This window comes from Marinobacter guineae (genome assembly GCF_002744735.1).
GTDB classification, from domain to species: Bacteria; Pseudomonadota; Gammaproteobacteria; order Pseudomonadales; family Oleiphilaceae; genus Marinobacter; species Marinobacter guineae.
Window position 1 is genome coordinate 72,986 of sequence record NZ_KZ319341.1, and the last position, 18,337, is coordinate 91,322.

Annotated in this window: 11 protein-coding genes; 5 read left to right on the forward strand and 6 right to left on the reverse strand. The window is 59.9% G+C overall.

The annotated features are described in order from the left end of the window. Positions 1–115 precede the first annotated feature (115 nt). Positions 116–8,662, forward strand: a complete 8,547-nt coding sequence (locus CLH62_RS14705) for a glycoside hydrolase family 94 protein (protein ID WP_099618956.1) — start codon at positions 116–118, stop codon at positions 8,660–8,662. Between the two features lie 32 nt (positions 8,663–8,694). Here CLH62_RS14705 and CLH62_RS14710 read toward each other — a convergent pair whose 3' ends face one another. The 3 genes from CLH62_RS14710 to CLH62_RS14715 all read right to left on the reverse strand — a co-directional run bounded on the left by CLH62_RS14710 (position 8,695) and on the right by CLH62_RS14715 (position 10,661). Further along, entirely contained in the window at positions 8,695–9,744 is a 1,050-nt protein-coding gene (locus CLH62_RS14710) for an endonuclease/exonuclease/phosphatase family protein (RefSeq protein WP_211285788.1), read from the reverse strand. Between the two features lie 39 nt (positions 9,745–9,783). Next, a complete protein-coding gene (locus CLH62_RS21145) occupies positions 9,784–9,948 on the reverse strand; it encodes a hypothetical protein (protein ID WP_170005815.1) in 165 nt (54 codons plus the stop codon). Between the two features lie 206 nt (positions 9,949–10,154). Further along, the gene (locus tag CLH62_RS14715; protein WP_099618958.1) at positions 10,155–10,661 is read right to left on the reverse strand and encodes a PRC-barrel domain-containing protein; all 507 of its coding nucleotides are present in this window, start codon (positions 10,659–10,661) and stop codon (positions 10,155–10,157) included. 278 nt (positions 10,662–10,939) lie between these two features. Between CLH62_RS14715 and CLH62_RS14720 the strand changes: the two genes are divergently transcribed. Together CLH62_RS14720 and CLH62_RS14725 are read left to right on the forward strand one after the other, a co-directional pair. Then, positions 10,940–11,614 carry a spermidine synthase gene (locus tag CLH62_RS14720; protein ID WP_099618959.1) on the forward strand — a complete coding sequence of 225 codons (675 nt, stop codon included), beginning with the start codon at positions 10,940–10,942 and terminating at the stop codon, positions 11,612–11,614. A gap of 100 nt (positions 11,615–11,714) precedes the next feature. Beyond that, on the forward strand, positions 11,715–12,293 hold the full coding sequence (locus CLH62_RS14725) for a Tll0287-like domain-containing protein (RefSeq protein ID WP_099618960.1): 579 nt from the start codon (positions 11,715–11,717) through the stop codon (positions 12,291–12,293). 8 nt (positions 12,294–12,301) lie between these two features. Here the strand turns inward: CLH62_RS14725 and CLH62_RS14730 are convergent, their stop codons facing one another. Further along, on the reverse strand, positions 12,302–13,930 hold the full coding sequence (locus tag CLH62_RS14730; RefSeq protein ID WP_099618961.1) for a methyl-accepting chemotaxis protein: 1,629 nt from the start codon (positions 13,928–13,930) through the stop codon (positions 12,302–12,304). A gap of 284 nt (positions 13,931–14,214) precedes the next feature. Here CLH62_RS14730 and CLH62_RS14735 point away from each other — a divergent pair, with 284 nt between their 5' ends. Then, positions 14,215–14,883 (forward strand): hypothetical protein, encoded by a 669-nt coding sequence (locus CLH62_RS14735; RefSeq protein WP_099618962.1) that lies wholly within the window; start codon positions 14,215–14,217, stop codon positions 14,881–14,883. Between the two features lie 9 nt (positions 14,884–14,892). Here the strand turns inward: CLH62_RS14735 and CLH62_RS14740 are convergent, their stop codons facing one another. Then, entirely contained in the window at positions 14,893–15,516 is a 624-nt protein-coding gene (locus tag CLH62_RS14740) for an L-threonylcarbamoyladenylate synthase (protein WP_099618963.1), read from the reverse strand. Continuing rightward, positions 15,516–15,869 carry a BolA family protein gene (locus CLH62_RS14745; protein WP_099618964.1) on the reverse strand — a complete coding sequence of 118 codons (354 nt, stop codon included), beginning with the start codon at positions 15,867–15,869 and terminating at the stop codon, positions 15,516–15,518. The genes CLH62_RS14740 and CLH62_RS14745 overlap by 1 nt, the downstream gene beginning before the upstream one ends. A 276-nt stretch (positions 15,870–16,145) precedes the next feature. On the opposite strand from CLH62_RS14745, the gene CLH62_RS14750 reads away from it, so the two are divergent. Beyond that, positions 16,146–18,329, forward strand: coding sequence for a DNA topoisomerase III (locus CLH62_RS14750; protein ID WP_099618965.1), 2,184 nt, complete (start codon positions 16,146–16,148; stop codon positions 18,327–18,329). The last annotated feature ends 8 nt before the right edge of the window (positions 18,330–18,337 follow it).

An 18,337-nucleotide genomic window follows, 5' to 3' on the forward strand; every position in this document is an offset into this window, starting at 1 on the left:
TGCCCCTGAGTGGCATCTGGTAACGACCAGAGGTTAGCAAGGAGCAATAACCATTAAAGCATTCAGATTTTCCGCCCACGCAGGGAATGGGCTGGGCTATGATCAGGATACCGAGTTGTTGCGCGCCGAGTTGTTCAGTATTGAGCAACTCAAGCGTCATGGCGCCATTCTGGCAGGCCAGCATGAAATCGACCCTCACCCGGGAGCCGACAGGCTTCTACCACGGCTGGCAGATAATGCCCGCGTTCTGCTGGCCGCCTATGACGTCGTTACGGCTGCCGCGACAGCGGGACAACGGATCCTGGCCACTGAAGCGTGGCTGCTCGACAACTTCTATCTGATTGAGCAACAGATCGGCTTGGCACGTCGCCACCTACCACGCGGATACAGCCGGCAACTGCCGCGTCTGGCCGATGGCCAGTCGCCGGGTTTCCCCCGCATCTACGACCTTGCCCTGGAATTAATCTCCCACATGGACGGCCGCGTCGACTGCGACAACGTTACCCAGTTCATCGCCGCCTACCAGACCGTGGAACCCTTGAAACTGGGTGAATTGTGGGCCTTCCCCATCATGCTCCAGCTGGCGCTGCTGGAAAATCTGCGTCGAGTCAGCGTGCGCATTGCCCAACGACGCGAGGAACGCGATGCGGCCATCAGATGGGCAGACCGAATGCTTGCCGCGGCCGAAAGCGATCCGAAGCAGTTGATCCAGTTGCTGGCGGAGTTTGCCCACGCCGATGTACCTCTGACTGCGCCGTTTGTGGAGGAGTTTTACGACCGGCTCCAGGCGCAGGGGTCGGTCATGGCCTTCGTGCAAACCTGGGTCGAACAGAAACTGCTCGAACAGGGTACGACCGCAACGAAGTTGTCGGAGGCGGCCGGGCAGACGGCCGCAGCCAACCAGATATCCATCGCCAACAGCATCGGCAGTCTGCGCTTCATCGGCGCCATGGACTGGAAGCATTACGTCGAGTCGCTCAGTGTGGTCGAAAATATCTTGCGCGAAGACCCGTCCGGCACCCACGCCCGTCAGGATTTTGCAACTCGCGACCGCTACCGACATGTCATCGAGGATGTCGCGGGCGGCAGCTCGTGTGGCGAAATAGCGGTTGCCCGCGAAGCCATTGTTCTCGCCCAGGCGGCTGCCGCGCATCAGGGCCGGCACGACCGCAGCGCACATGTCGGCTACTACCTGATCGATCAGGGAAGACCGCATCTGGAGCGATCGGTCGGCTGCCGTCCATCGTTTAAAACCCGCGTCAAACGGGCCGGCCGGCACATCCACCTACCCCTGTACCTCGGCCCTATCCTGTTACTGACCCTGGTCACAACGGCAGCGGTACTGACCACGTTTGACGGATTCGCACCCCAGGACTGGCGCTACTGGTTTTTTGCGATCACCGGCATGATTGGCGCCTCGGCGCTGGCGATCGCGCTGGTAAACCTGGCGGTCACGCTGTTCGTGCCGCCGCGTGCGTTACCACGACTGGATTTTTCAGAGGGTATTCCAGCCGATCACCGCAGCATGGTGGTCATACCTACCTTACTGGGCAGTCAGCAGGAGATCGATAATATTCTGGAGGCCCTGGAGATACGTTATCTCGGCAATCGTGATCGCAATCTCTACTTTGCCCTGCTGACGGATTTTCCCGACGCGCCCGAGCAAACGCTGCCGGAAGACTCGGCATTGCTATCCTATGCTCGCGCGGGAATCGAGACACTCAACGAAACCTATCGGGACGATCACCCCTGTGTCTTCTATCTGTTTCACCGGCCGCGGTTATGGAACCCGATCGAGCGGGTGTGGATGGGCTACGAGCGCAAGCGCGGCAAGCTCGAGCAGTTCAACGCCAGGCTCCGGGGTGAGGCGCGCACGGCCTTCTCGGACATCGTAGGCGATCAGTCCATCCTGGGTTCGATCCAGTTCGTCATCACCCTGGATACCGATACGCAACTGCCGCGTGACGCAGCGCGCTCCCTGGTCGGCAACCTGGCGCATCCGCTCAACCGGCCGGTCTACGACCCCGCCAGGGGGCGTATCGTCGAAGGCTATGCGATCCTGCAGCCGCGCGCCTCGATCAGCCTGACCAGCGCCAGCCAGTCACGCTTTGCCAAACTGTTCGCGGGTGACTCGGGCCTCGACCCCTACACGCGCGAGGTGTCCGATGTCTACCAGGATGTGTTCGGGGAAGGCTCGTTCATCGGCAAGGGCATCTACGACGTCGATGCCTTTCGCCAGGCCGTTGACGGACGCTTTCCTGAGAATCTCATCCTCAGCCACGACCTGCTGGAAAGCGGCTACGCGCGTTCGGCCCTGGTGACCGACGTCGATCTCATTGAGGAGCAACCGGCCAGTGTCGCCATCGAGTCCAGTCGTCGCCACCGCTGGATACGCGGAGATTGGCAGCTTGCCGGCTGGCTGCTGCCGCGCGTGCCGGGGCCACCCGACGAGAGTGGCGGAAAGTCGAAGCGGCAGGCGAATCCGTTGTCGGCCTTGTCGCTGTGGAAAATCTTCGACAACCTGCGACGCAGCCTGGTAGCGCCGGCACTGCTTGCACTGTTGGTAGGGGGATGGTTTGTTGGTCCGGGCCCAGTGTGGCTGTGGTCCCTGCTGGTCGTGGCGGTATTGTTGCTACCCACACTGCTGGCCGTCCTGATCGAGCTGATTCGCAAGCCTGAAGAATGCAACTGGCTGGTGCACTTGAGCCTGACCGGAAACTCCGCAGGCCGCCCGCTTGCCCTCGCCCTCCTGAATCTGATCTTTTTGCCCTATGACACTCAAATTGTCCTGGGGGCGATCTTGCGCTCCGGCGCGCGCATGCTGTTTACGCGGCGCGGCTTGTTGCTATGGCAATTACCCGGCTACGCACGCCGCAACGCATGCCGGTCACTGGCGGATTTTTTAAGGGAGATGTGGATTGCACCGGTTCTGGCGGTGGGGCTTGGCGTGGCCCTGGTCATGGCGGGAAACCGACCGGATGCGTGGTTCGTCGCTGCCCCTATCCTGTTGTTGTGGCTGGTGTCGCCCGTCGTCGGCTGGTGGATCAGCCGGCCGCTCGTCGCCCCCACTCCTGGCCTGAGCATTGAGCAACACGCTTTCCTGCGGACAGCGGCCCGCCGCACCTGGCGCTACTTCGCGGACTTCGTCGGCCCGGATGACAACTGGTTGCCGCCCGATAACTTCCAGGCCTATCCGGCGCCGACCATTGCCTCGCGCACCTCGCCCACCAACATTGGCATGTCGCTGCTGGCCGACCTGGCCGCGGTTGATTTCGGTTATCTCACGGTTGGAGAGTGCCTGCAACGCGTCGGCAACACCCTTGCCGCGATGGAACAGCTGGAACGCTACCGCGGCCATTTTTTCAACTGGTACGACACCCGGACGCTGCAACCGCTCCACCCTCAATACGTCTCTTCGGTAGACAGCGGCAACCTGGTCGGCAGCCTGCTCACCCTGCAGGCGGGGCTGGCCGAGCTGAAAAGCCAGCCGGTGCTGTCGTCCAGCGCACTGCAAGGCCTGCAGGACACCGCGCAGGTATTGGCCGAACAGTTACCCGCCTCACCGGCCCCCGAACTGACGGACAATATCCGCGTGCTGCAGGACACCCTGCGGGCCCTCACTCTGGAAGGTCCACCGAAGACGCTGGCAGACGCCGTCAGCGCGTTGGAACAGATCCGCCACATCGGCGAACCGCTGTTTGCCTGGCTGCCGGCGGATGTCGACACCGGAGGCGAACTGGTTTATTGGGTGCGGGCATTCGAGCAGCAGTTGCGTGCGATTCACGAGGAACTTGAAGTTCTGGTCCCCGCGAGTTGGCAAGGCAGTGAGCTCCCGACCCGGATCGAGTTGGCCGGCACACACGCCAGCTCTAATGAAATAGGCGCGCAGACACAGCTCGACCTCATCGACGATCTGATGGAGCGTTGCCGCGTTCTGGCGGAGATGGATTTCGAGTTCCTCTACGATGCCGGGTGTAGCCTGCTGACCATCGGCTACGACGTCAGTGAACGGCGCCGCGATCCTGCCTGCTACGACCTGCTGGCATCGGAAGCCCGGCTGGCCAGTTTCCTGCTTATCGCGCAGGGGCAGGTGCCCCAGAAGCACTGGTTTGCGCTCGGCCGCCTGCTGACCAGTCATGGCGGCGACGTCAGCCTGATTTCCTGGAGCGGCTCAATGTTCGAATATCTTATGCCGCAGCTGATTATGCCCAGCTACGCGAATACCCTGCTGGATCAGACGTGTAAGGCCGCCGTGTCACGCCAGATCGAGTACGGCCGGCAACGTGCCGTGCCCTGGGGCATTTCCGAATCCTGCTACAACGTCACTGACTTCGACCAGGTCTACCAGTATCGGGCATTCGGCGTGCCTGGCCTCGGCTTCAAGCGCGGGCTGGGCGACGACCTGGTGATCGCGCCCTACGCCAGCGCGCTGGCACTGACGGTGCTGCCGCAGGAAGCCTGCCGCAATCTGCAGGCATTGGCCGATGAGGGATTTCTCAGCGCTTACGGTTTTTACGAGGCCATCGACTACACGCCCACGCGTGTGCCTCGGGGCAAATTGCACGCCATCGTCCAGACCTTCATGGCGCACCACCAGGGCATGAGCCTCCTGGCCTTTGCGCATGTATTGTTCGACCAGCCGATGCAGCGCCGCTTCATGGCCGACCCGCTCGCGCGGGCGACCGAGTTGCTGCTACAGGAACGGGTTCCGAAAAAGAGTGACACCCTGCACCCGCACGCAGCCGAAGTCAGCGCTGCCGCCCGCCCCCCCACCGCAGAGGTCGGCACCATCATGCGCGTGTTTACCGATCCCGGCACGCGCCTTCCCGAAGTTCACCTGCTGTCGAACGGCCGCTATCACGTCATGGCAACCCATGCCGGCGGCAGCACCAGCCGGTGGCGCGATCTCGCCGTCACCCGCTGGCGCGAGGACGCCACCTCCGATGGCTGGGGCACCTTCATTTACCTGCGCGACCGCGACAACGGAAAGTACTGGTCGACGGCGCACCAGCCAACCCTGCGCCCGGCCGACTACTACGAAGCGATTTTCGTGCAGGCGCGCGCAGAATACCGTCGGCGCGACCACGCCATAGAAGCGCATACCGAGATCAGTGTATCCCCGGAAGATGACGTCGAGATCCGTCGCGTCACGCTCACCAACCAGTCGTCGCGCACCCGCCACATTGAAGTGACAAGCTACGCGGAAGTGGTGCTGGCGCCGCTGAACGCCGATCTGGCCCATCGCTCGTTCAGCAATCTGTTCGTACAGACGGAAATCCTGCCCGGGCAGCGGGCAATCCTCTGCACCCGACGACCCCGTACGCCGGGCGAGCAAGTACCCTGGATGTTTCACCTGCTGGCCGCCCCGGGCTCGAGGGCCGACGAGCCATCCTATGAGACCGACCGAGCCCAGTTCATCGGGCGCGGACGCACAGCGGCCAATCCGGTGGTGCTGGACAGCAGAGGCCGCCCGCCGACCTTGTCGAACACCCAGGGGGCGGTGCTCGACCCCATCGTGGCGATCCGCAACACTCTGACCTTGTCACCCGATGAATCAGAGAGCGTGCAGATCATTTCCGGGATGGCGGACACGCGCGAGGCCGCACTGACACTGATCGAGAAGTACTGCGACCGCCACTTTGTCGAGCGCGCGTTCGAGATGGCCTGGTTCCAGAGCCAGGAGGTTTTGCGCCACCTCAACGCGACCGAAGCCGATGCCCAGGTTTTTGGCCGCCTGGCCAGCTCTGTCATTTACGGCAATGGCCTGCGTCGTGCAGCGCCCAGCGTCATCTCGCGTAACCAGCTGGGGCAGTCCGGATTATGGCGCTTTGCCATCTCGGGGGATCTGCCCATAGTGCTGCTCCTCATCGGCGACCTCAACCGCATCGATCTGGTGAAGCAGGTGGTGCAGGCGCACGCCTATTGGCGCATGAAGGGACTGGCCGCCGACCTGGTGATTGTCAACGAGGGTTTCTCCGGCTATCGGGCGGAGCTGCAGGACAGGATTATGGGGCTGATCAATGCGGGACCCGAAGCCCAGGTGATCGACAAACCGGGCGGGGTCTTCGTGCGGCGGGCCGAAGAGCTTTCCGAGGACGAACGCGTGCTGCTCAAGACAGTTTCCCGCATCGTTTTCAGCGACAGCGCTGAAACCCTGATTGAGCAGGTAGATCGGCGCGTTTCGCCAGAACGGACATCCGACTTGCTGGAGCCTTCGCAGCAGAGGGGCGCCGAACCGGTTTATCCGCTGGCGCCGCGCGAACGCATTTTCAGCAATGGCCTGGGCGGCTTCACGCCCGACGGTCACGAATACGTCGTCACCCTCGAACCCGGACAGACCACGCCGGCGCCCTGGGCCAACGTGATCGCCAGCCCGCACATCGGTACCGTCGTCAGCGAAAGTGGCAGCGCCTATACCTGGGTAGGAAACGCGCACGAATTCCGCCTCACTCCCTGGCACAACGACCCGCTCTCCGACACCAGCGGCGAAGCGCTCTACATCCGCGACGAAGAAACCGGCGCGTTCTGGTCACCGACGCCGCTTCCTGCCCGCGGTCGCTCCGGCTATGTGTGCAGGCACGGCTTCGGTTACAGCGTGTTCGAGCACTTTGAGGCCGACATCGCCTCGGAGCTGTATACCTACGTCGCCATGGATGCACCGGTCAAGTTCCTGGTGGTCAAGCTGCGCAACCAGTCGAAGCGTGCGCGCAGCCTGTCGCTCACCGGTTACTGGGAGCTGGTGCTCGGCGAGTTGCGACACTCCAACCTGATGCATATAGTCACCGAAATCGACCTGCACACTGGTGCGCTGTTCGCCCGCAATGCCTACGGTCGCGAATGTGCCAACCGGGTGGTGTTCGCGCAGACCAGTGAACGCGAGCGGTCGGTGAGCGGAAACCGCACCGAGTTCATCGGCCGCAACGGCGCGCTCGCCAGTCCGGCGGCGATGCGCCGGAAGCGTCTGTCGGGCGGGACCGGGGCCGGCCTCGATCCGTGCGCCGCGATCCAGACCCGGATCGAACTCGACGCCGGCCAGGAACGCGAGATCGTGTTCGCCTTCGGGGCGGCTAGCGACGCCAACGAGGCGAGGCATTTGATCCAGCAATTCGGTGGACAGGCGGGCGCGCGACACGCGCTGGAGGCGGTATGGGAGCACTGGAACCATACCCTGGGCGCAGTCAACGTCGACACACCGGATGTGGCGCTGAACGTGCTGGCCAACGGCTGGCTGGTTTACCAGACTCTTTCGTGCAGGCTATGGGGGCGCAGCGGCTACTACCAGTCCGGCGGCGCCTACGGTTTCCGCGACCAGCTGCAGGACACCATGGCGCTGATCCACGCGACGCCATGGCTTTCCCGTGAGCAGTTGATCCGGCACGCCGGTCGCCAATTCCTCAAGGGCGACGTGCAGCACTGGTGGCACCCACCCAACGGACAGGGCGTGCGCACCCATTTTGCCGACGACTATCTCTGGCTGCCGTATGCCACCTGCCGCTATGTGCGGGCGACCGGCGATACCGGCGTGCTTGACGAGCCAATCCATTTCCTGGAAGGACGGGAATTATATGCGGAGGAAGAGGCCTACTACGACCAGCCGCAACGCTCGCCCGAAGCGGCCAGCCTGTACGAGCATTGCGTGCGCGCTCTCAAGTATGGCCTGCGATTCGGCGACCATCATTTGCCGCTGATGGGCTGCGGCGACTGGAACGACGGCATGAATCTCGTCGGCAAGGACGGCCGTGGCGAGAGTGTGTGGCTGGCCTGGTTCCTGGTCGAAAATCTCGAGCTGTTTGCCGGTCTGGCCCTTGACCGCGATGATCAGACCTTTGCCGAGTTATGCGGTGCCCAGGCAGCACAACTGCGAAGCAATATTGAGGCTCAGGCCTGGGATGGCGACTGGTATCGGCGCGCCTGGTTCGACGACGGCACGCCGCTGGGTTCGGCCAGTAACGACGAATGCCAGATCGATTCGATCAGCCAGAGCTGGGCGGTGATCTCGAAAGGCGGTGACACACTGCGGGCCCGCCAGGCGATGATGGCGGTGGACCAGCGCCTGGTAAGGCGCGACAAGCAGATCATTCAGCTGCTCGACCCTCCCTTTGACAAATCAGATCTGGAGCCCGGCTACATCAAGGGTTATATCCCAGGCGTGCGCGAGAACGGCGGTCAGTACACCCATGCCGCGATCTGGACCACGATGGCATTTGCCATGCTGGGCGACACCGAACGGGCGTGGGAATTTTTTGCCATGCTCAACCCTGTAAACCACGGCAGCACGGCTGAGTCCATCGAACGTTACAAGGTTGAGCCCTATGTCATGTGCGCGGACATCTATGGTGTGTCGCCGCACATCGGTCGCGGCGGCTGGACCTGGTACACCGGAGCTGCAGGCTGGATGTACCGGCTGACGGTGGAAACCCTGCTGGGACTGCGACTGGAGGTGGACCATCTGCGTATTGCGCCCTGTGTCCCGGCCGACTGGGAAGGCTACAAAATTCACTACCGGTTTGGTAACACCGTCTACCACATCAGTGTCAGGCGCACTGGCGAAGCATCAGGGCAGGTAACCCGCATAACAGTAGACGGTACCGAGCAGCCCGACACGCGCATTCCTTTGATCGATGACCGCCAGGAGCACTTCGTTGATGTGGACCTGGGCTAAGAACGTCGTGCCGTGCCAAGCTGGAGCCGGTGTCAGTGAGTATCCGTTTGCTGCTTACCATCCTCGATTTTCTCATCTACCTGATCGCCCTCCGCCGGGGTCGTATCCGGTTCCTCCTGCGCGGCTTCTGCTCCGGACTCCAGGCTTAGTTCGATGAAAATGGGGAAATGATCCGATCCCCAGGCGGGCCCTTTTTCCATGCGCACGAGCTTGAAGTGATCCGAGTGGAAGACGTGGTCAAGCGGCCAGCGCAGGAGCGGGTTCTTGGCGTTATAGCTATTGTACATTCCCCGTCCGACACGTGGGTCGAGCAGGCCACTGGTTTTCTGAAACAGATTCGTGGTCTGGGACCATGCTACGTCGTTGAAGTCCCCGGCAATAATAGTTGGCTTATCGCGCTTCTCCACCTCCCGGCCCACGATCAGCACTTCCGCGTCGCGCTCTGTCGTCTCTGTCGCATATTTCGGGTTGGGTGGATCAGGGTGAACAAAATGCATGAAAACACGGTCACCGGACGGCAACTGAACCTGCATGTGCATCGACGGGATGCTGTCTTTGAGAATAAACCGGATCTCGGGGTCGATCAGCTTGAGTCGACTGTACACGAGCATGCCATAGGTGTTGTCGAGCGGGTTTTTGAGCGTGTGCGGGTACTTCTCTTCCAATGTCCGGAGTGCTTGTTCCCACCACTGGTCTGTCTCAACGGTCAGGATCATGTCCGGATCATATTTGCGCACGATAGCCAGAAAAGCCTCTGCCTCCCGGTTGTCCATCAGCACATTTGCAACAAGCAGGCTGAGCCTGGCATCGTCAGAGCGCGATTCAGCCGCCAGTACCTGCTTGGGCATCAGTACCGTATACGGGAACATTTTTACGAGCTGATATCCCAAGGCCAGCACTAATAACCCCAGAACAACGGATTCGTAAATTCGATACGGATCCCAGAAATAGAGATAGAGGGCAAGAAGCACAATGCCTGCAACGGTAATCTGCCCTCTTGGAAAATCAAAAATGCGAATCCACCATTGGTTGAAACGCAGTAGCGGAAGAGCCGTGGCAATCACCACCAGCAGGCCCATCATAATCAGAACTACTTTCATCGGATGTGAACAGGCGCCGAATCAGTCGCCGTCGGTGGCATCTTCGACAGCCTCGCCCGCGTCCTCGACTTTGTCGTCAATTTCCTCACCAGCCTCCTCGACAGGACCTTGCTGATCGCAAGCTGACAACGAGATCGTCAGGGCGCTCACAAATAGGGCGGCTGCAATGGATCTACTGAGTTTCATGGCTCTTCCCTCATTATTGCTAAAGTTGGTTTAAATAATGACAGCGCGTTGCGGAATGATCTGTGCGCCAGCGTACGCACCGCTCACGTTGGTGAGACCATTGTTGATGGAGCCGGCAGCGCCCGATTGGGCCGGCTCGATACGGAAACGGCAGAGGTTTTCGCCCCTGCCGTCCGTTCATTCCACCTGAGGTGGGATACTTAAATTCAGTCCTGCGTTACATACTCCGGCGCAGACTGCAGCTCCTCACGGGTCACGTCGACCCGCAGGTCCTGCATATCAGAAGTACCTGATTGTGTTAACTCATCCCAGGCAATGGCTACATTTTTCTCACCCATGCCCAGGAATCCGCCAACGCTGACTACAACAGCCACCACCTGGCCGTTCTGGTCGATAATCAGATCTTCCACCGCACCCACATCTTCATCACCAGCGGTTTTGATTTCAGCGCCGATCAGATTGCTCGCGTGCATACCATTAGCCGGTGCAGAGTCCATGTAGCCTTGGCCTTGCATGCGGGACTTATCGCCCATTTCCTGGCCACTTTGCACGGACTTGGTGTTGGACTTCATCGCATCCTGGCCACCCTGAGTGCTCTGCTGTTCCCGATCAACATCCTTGCCGGCAGATTGTTCCGCAAGCACAGCGCCTGAACTTAACGCTATAGCCGGTGTGACCAATGCATAAAAGGCAATTGAATGTAATTTTTTCATATGATTCTCCTTCGAATCGGGTGTGTTAGTCAGACCAAACGTCCTGTCCTAACCGCTTCATCAAAGCTAACCTTCCCCGGCATCATTGCTGGAAAGGGTGCTGAATCGCCATGAAACATGGCGATTCAGGATGAGGGTCTAACCTACGCCAGGTGAGTTGGTCAGTCGGTTCGCTGACGCACTAAGCCAGGAGCAATAACAGATCGCTCCCGGCTTTCTTCTTCAAATCAGCCCAGTCAGGTTAAACTGCGAGCCCGTTCAGCTATCCGGAACCTTCAATGGCCCGCTTCAACGAAATTGGCACTGCAATAATTCCCGGCAAGGGAACTCAGCTGCGCCTGCTGCAGCGTAATGATGAGTTCTCCATCAAGATTGCCGGCACGACCGGTGAGTTGATGAACAGCCGGATACACGGCTCGGAAGATGCGCTTGCCACGCTGGCGTGCGAGCGCATTGCAGATCAACCCTCGCCCCGCGTTCTGATTGGTGGGCTGGGAATGGGGTTTACTCTTGCCGCAGCGTTAACAGCATTGGATAAAGATGCGAGGGTAACAGTGGCTGAACTGGTTCCCGAGGTTGAGGTGTGGAACCGGGGGCCGTTGGGCGCTGCGGCCGGGAACCCGTTGGCGGATCCCAGGGCCAGCGTTCATATTGGCGATGTTGCGGAATTGCTCAAAAGCAGCGATTGCGAATGGGATGCCATTCTGCTGGATGTCGACAACGGCCCGGAAGGGCTGACCCGTAAGGAGAACAACTGGATCTATTCCCCGGCTGGCATTGCCGCCGCCCAGAAATCCCTGCGCCCTGAAGGCATCCTGGCGTACTGGTCCGCCGGCCCGGAGCACGCCTTTACCGAGAGACTGCGCCGCGCCGGGTTTTCCGTGGAGCCAGTTACGGTGCGGGCTCTGCGCCCTGGCAAGGGCGCCCGTCACGTCATCTGGCTAGCGTGGTAACCTTTGACAGCCCGTTGAAACCCTGTCCTGGCTCAACTCTCTTGTCTCGATCGTGTTATATACTTGGATCAAACCAGCAAGACCATCAGGGAGGTGCCTAATGACCAAGCCAATGATCACCACTGCGGTACTGTTTTCGATTCTTTCCATGCCAGCCATGGCTCAGCCGCCGGAACAGCCCACAGAAGAGCTGGTTGCCCAGGCACGCTCAATGGTAAAAGCCTTCGGTGGCTCACTGAAGCAGGCCCTTCAGGCCGCCATCAAAGAGGGTGGTCTCACCAACGGCATTGGCGTCTGCAATACCGTGGCTCCCGAAATTGCTGCCAACAACAGCGACGAAGAATGGACCATCAGCAGGACCAGCCTGAAAGTCCGGAATCCGGAAAACGCCCCGACGGACTGGCAGGAGATTCAACTTCTGGCGATGGACAAGCAGCCGGTAAAGAACGGCAAACCGGTGGAGGTCTGGCAGGTTTCCGAAGCTTCTGGCCAGCCCGCATTTCAGTATATGAGCGCGATCCCGACACAGAAGCTTTGCCTTGGCTGTCATGGCAAGTCGATTGATCCGGCGGTGAAGGCCAGACTGGCCGAGCTATACCCTGAAGACAAGGCTACCGGATTTTCTGAAGGTGATCTGCGTGGTGCGTTCGTAGTGACCAGACAGACTTTAGCACCATAACAGAGTCATCAACCTCCGTGGCCGCCCTGACTAAGCCGGAACTGCTCTATGGTTTTTCTCAGGGTTTCCGCCATGGCCAGCAGATCGCCGGCAATGCGAGCAGTCTCCTTGGCATCCCCGGAGGTCTGCTCCGCTGAGCGGCTGATTTCGATCACGTTGTGATTGATGGATTCGGAAACGTCGCTCTGCTCGTTGGCCGCGCTCTCCATTTCCTGGTTGAGATCGGTAATCTCGCGCACCGCAGCTGCAATGGTCTGTAGTTCGGATTCAACCTTCAGAATCGCCGATACCTGATACTCCGCCATTTCCGAGGCGTGGCGCATGGTCGCCACGCAGTCCACCACTTCGCCCTTCAGGCCGTTGATGGTGTTACGGATTTCCTCAGTGGAATCCTGGGTGCGAGAGGCAAGCGCCCGCACTTCATCCGCCACCACCGAGAAGCCACGGCCCTGCTCACCAGCCCGCGCGGCCTCAATAGCAGCATTCAGCGCCAGCAGGTTGGTCTGGTCAGCAATTTTGGAAATCACTTCCAGCATGTCAGACATCTGGCCGGTGCGCTGGTTAAGCTGTTCAATCCGTTTCGCGCCGCTCTGTACTTCAGTATTGAGCGCCTCGATGCCTTCCACGGCATTGCGGGCGAGGCTTTCGCCCTTGCTGGCGGATTCCGCCGTGTCGGCAGATTTGCGGGTGGTGTGGATGGCGTTCTCCCGCACCTGGACGGCAGACGCGGCCATTTCCGTAGTTGCACTGGCCACCTGATCGGTATTGTCGCGCTGGGCCAGGACCTCACGTTCGGTTGTGTCTGCCTTGTCGGCAATACTGCGGGCAGCCTGTTCAACCTGCTCGGCGTTATCCATCACCGTGTTCATGCTTTCGCGGATCTTCGCCATCATCCGGTTAAATGCGCGGGAGACGGAGCCAATTTCATCATTACGGCTAACTTCCAGCTCAATGGTCAAGTCGGAATTGCGGGAAATTTCGTCCATCCGGTCATGAAGCCGGCGCAGACGGGAAAACACCAGCCGGCTCAGGGCCGCCGCCGTCAGGAAAAACACCGCCGCGAAAATGGCCACCTGGATCCCGCCACTGGTCAGCTGCTGTTGCTGCAAACGGGCATCGCTTTCGGCCAGGGAATAATCCACCCGGATGGCACCAAGCACGTCCCCTTCTTTGGCCTGGTGACAGCCGAGACAATTCACGCCCTGGTAGTTCTCCATGGCAATAACCGGCTCAATCAGGGTGTAGACTCGCCCGTCCTCATTGCTGGAATAGGTCTCCACCCGCTCACCGGCCAGCGCCTTCTTATCCAGCGGTTCTCGCTTCTGTTCCGATGCGTTGCCGGCACCGAAGGTGCGGTTCAGGTGGTCACTGCGAATTACCCGCACATCGAGCACATCTTCCGGCGCCATTACCTTTTGCCGAAGCACATCCCGGTTGCTGATGGTGCCAGTGACCATCATGGTATTAAGCCCGTCGAAATAGGACTTGGCCAGCCCATCAACATACTTGTGGCTGAACTCTTCGACATGATCACGCTGTGAATCCGCGTTGTAGAGTACGGTAAACACAAGCACCAGTGAGAAAGCCGCCGCCAGGGCAGCGAGAAGCAGAAAACGAATGGAATAGTGTTTTTTCATGGCAACCCGGCATAGGAGCCGCCCAGCCGGCGGCTTGAAGATTGTTTTAACTGGTAATAATGACGGCCAACTGTCGCCGAACTTTATAGATGTGCGTCAATTATTTCCTGACTTAGATCAGATCGAGGGCAGGTCAATCACACTTCCTGCACAGAAAAAGGAGAAACGTACGGGGCCAAAGAGTTGGCCTGAAAGCTGCAAAGGTTCTGTGGTGAGTACCAGGAATTCCAAACGCTAAATGGCCGGCAACCGCAATGCGGTGGGTCGAAGGAGGAAAACCATCCATGTCCCTACTGACTTCTCTGATCCGGGCGAGTACCCAGTTCCAGCAGGCCATGGAAAAGCGCCAGACACCTGCCACAGGCCCGGAAGCCTCAGCTGCCAGGTCCCAGGGCAAAACAGTAGAAGCCGAACTGACGGACGGCGATGACCGCTTCACACCCTCTGACAGCAACCAGACCGACCTTGGCCGCCTGAAATCCCGCAACCTTGCCATGGCCGACTACAAACAAACCGTGGGGCAGGATCTTGCCTTCGTGCGGGAGACGCTGCGGCACAAACTTGCCGAATACAACCTGCACCCGGCAACCACGCTCAACGTGAGCAAAGATGAAAATGGCGGTGTCGCGGTGGAAGGAAAAATAGCGGACAAGACCCGTGCGCTGATTGAGAAAGACCTCAACGTGAACAAAAACTTCAAGGAAGCGTTCAATCGCCTGAGCGTCAACGAACCAACACTGGATTTCATGGACAACGCACTCAAGCTGAACCAGGCCTATGGAGTCAACAACCCGTTACTGGACACCCTGATCAGCGAAAACCAGCAGTTCAACGGCCTTCAGGACCTGGTTCACCGATACGACACCATGCGGCGCTCGGTGAGTGCCGAACAGATAGAAGCGGCGGGCGGCAATACCCGGGCGTACGCTTTCAACCTGAACGCCCGGGCCTGATACTGGGTATCAGACTTCGAAAGGAGCCGGATCCCCTTTGCCAACCCGGATCACCACCGGCGCTTCCCCGGTGAAATCCACCACCGTAGTTGCCTCCATACCGCAGAATCCGCCATCAATAATCAGATCCAGCTCATGCTCCAGGGTGTCCCGGATATCGTAGGGGTCGGTCATCGGCTCCATTTCACCGGGCAGAATCAAGGTACTGCTCATGATCGGCTCACCGAGCTCACCCAGCAATTCCTGAACAATGGCATTATCCGGCACCCGCACACCCACAGAGCGACGCTTCGGATGCAGTAACCGGCGTGGCACCTCACTGGTGGCATCCAGAATGAAGGTGTAGGGCCCCGGCGTGAAATTCTTCAGCAACCGATACTGAGTGTTGTCTACCTTGGCATACACCCCAATGTCGGAAAGGTCCCGGCACACCAGCGTAAAATTGTGCTTGTCATCCAGCCTGCGAATCCGCTTGATCCGGTCCGCCGCCTGCTTGTCACCCAGGTGACAACCAATGGCGTAGGCGGAATCCGTGGGGTAAACAATCACGCCCCCCCGACGAAGGATATCCACCGCCTGGTTGATCAGACGCTTCTGCGGCGTCTCCGGATGGATCTGGAAAAACTGACTCATTAACCCTCTCCCTGAGCGGTTCGCGCCGCCATCGCCGGATCCTTCTTGGAACCGCCCATACAATTGGGAGACTCCGGCGCCGCCTGCCCGGAAGCCTCCCACTCCTCCGGAGAATACAAATGCAGCGCCAACGCATGCACCTCACCCTCCAGTTCCTCAGCCAACACCTTATAAATAGCCTGATGCCGCCGCACCTTCATCTGCCCCTCAAATTCCGGTGACACCAGCGTCACCTTGAAATGGGTTTCAGAATTCGGCGGCACACTGTGCTTGTGACTCTCGTTTTCCACCTGAAGAAGACGCGCATCAAACGCATCTTTCAGTTTGGTTTCAATCGCATTCTGGATTTTCATGTTTCAAGACTCCTACTGCTCAAGCCGCGAAAAAAAAGGGCGAATGGCAAATGGTTAGAAGCGGGTGTGAAGATGGCCTTCCCAAAAGTGTGTGTTGCCAGGGATGGCAACACCAAGCCCCCAAGGATGGGTTCACGGCGTCTTTTGGGAAGGCCATCTTCACAGCCGCCTCCACCAACACTCCCAGTCTACTACACATACAAGGCACCACCCGAACCTTGACAGCATAAAGCCAAAACGCCACATTCCCATCCCGTTTCCAAAACACCAGACCCCATGCACCTGTACATCGCCGAAAAACCAAGCCTCGGCCGCGCCATCGCCGCCGCCCTACCCGGCCCGCACCAGAAAGGCCAGGGCTGGATTCGCTGTGGCCAGGGCGAACAGGCAGCCACCGTCAGCTGGTGCATCGGCCACCTACTGGAACCGGCCGAACCCGCCCGCTACAACCCGGCCTGGAAAAAATGGCGCCTGGAAGACCTCCCCCTGTTTCCCGAAAAATGGGAAGTCATGCCCAAGGACAGCGTGCGCCAACAGCTCAAAGTCCTCGAATCCCTGATCCGCCAGGCCGAAACCATCACCCACGCCGGCGACCCGGACCGCGAAGGCCAGCTCCTGGTGGACGAAGTTATCCGCTATTTCGGTGCCAGCGCACCGGTAAAGCGGGTCCTGATCAACGATCTGACCCCGGCGGCCGTGGCCAAAGCGCTCCGGAGCCCGAAAGATAACCGCGAATTCCGGCGCCTTTCCCACTCGGCCTTGGCCAGGCAGCGGGCCGACTGGCTCTACGGCATCAACCTGACCCGCTTCTACACCCTCAGTTACCAGCAGCAAGGAGAACAGGGTGTCTATTCCGTTGGCCGGGTGCAAACCCCGGTGCTTGGCCTGGTGGTGGAACGGGACAACACCATCGAGAACTTCCAGCCCAGACCCTATTTCAGGATTGAGGCCCGCTTCAAGGCCGAGGAAGAAGAAGCCGACCAGCAAACCTTCACCGCCCGCTGGCTACCGGACGACCAATTCCAGGACCACCTTGACGAAGAAAATCGCCTGCTAAGCCGGGAAGTGGCCGAGGAGATAGCCCAGAGCGTACAAAGCCGGCCCGGCAAGATCACCGAATCCCGCTTCCGGGACCGACCGGAAGCACCGCCACTGCCATTTTCCCTGTCGGCACTGCAGATCGAAGCCGGCCGGTTGTTCCGGATGGGCGCCAAAGAGGTGCTTGATACCGCCCAGAACCTCTACGAACGCCACCAGCTGATCACCTACCCCCGTTCCGATTGCCGTTACCTGCCGGAAGGGCATTACGACCAGCGGGAACAGGTGGTGCGGGCGATCGGCCGGGTGGCGCCGGACCTTCAGCAAGCCTGTGATGGCGCGAACCTGGAACGGAAAACCGCCGCCTGGAACGACAAACAGGTAGATGCCCACCATGCGATTATCCCCACCAGCCGGCCGACGCCCAACGGCAAACTCAGTGCGGCGGAACAGAAAATCTACGGCCTGATCAGCCGCTACTACCTGATGCAGTTTGCCGCAGACGCAGTGCACCGGGAAGGCAAGCTTACGGTACGGGTGGGGGAACACCAGTTCCGGGCCACGGAAACCGCCCTTCTGGTGCCCGGCTGGAAAGCCCTGGAGATAAAACTCAGGGAAGGCCGTACCGAACTGGAGAAAACACCGCTACCCCGACTGGAGAAGGACGAACCGGTTTTCTGCGAAGACACCTCCGTTGTAGAGCGGAAGACGCAGCCGCCCCAGCATTTTACCGATGCCACCTTGTTATCGGCGATGACAAATATCGCCCGTTTTGTAACCGACACCGAGCTTCGAAAAACCCTGCGCGAAACCGATGGCCTCGGCACAGAGGCGACCCGGGCGGCCATCATCGACACTCTTTTCAAACGGGATTATCTGTACCGGGACAGCCGACACATCCGCGCCACGGACAAAGGCAAGGCACTGATCAGCGCCCTGCCTGAATCGGCCAGTACGCCGGATCGCACGGCGGTGTGGGAGGCCACCCTGGAGAGCATTCGCCGTGGCGAGGGCGACCCGAAAAAGTTTCTGGAAACCCTGAAACAGGAAATTCGCGGCTTCCTGAACCGGCCCCAGGGCCAGCCAGCGGGCGGTTCCACGGCTCCTGAGACTGGCGCACCGGAAAACCAGCCCCACTGCCCGAAATGCCGGGCCCCCATGCTCGAACGGGACGGCAAGTTCGGGCGCTTCTATGCCTGCACCCGCTACCCGGATTGCCGCGGCACTCGCCCACTGGAAGAGGCCAGCCCCCAGGACGGTACCAGCCAAAAGCCGATCCCCTGCCCCCACTGCTTCTCACCCCTGGTTCGGCGAAAAGGAAAAAAAGGCTGGTTCTGGGGCTGCAGTAATTTCCCCGGCTGCCGACAAACGCTGGATGATGACAACGGAAAACCCGCAGTCCGTTTACGCAAATCTACATAACGATACTG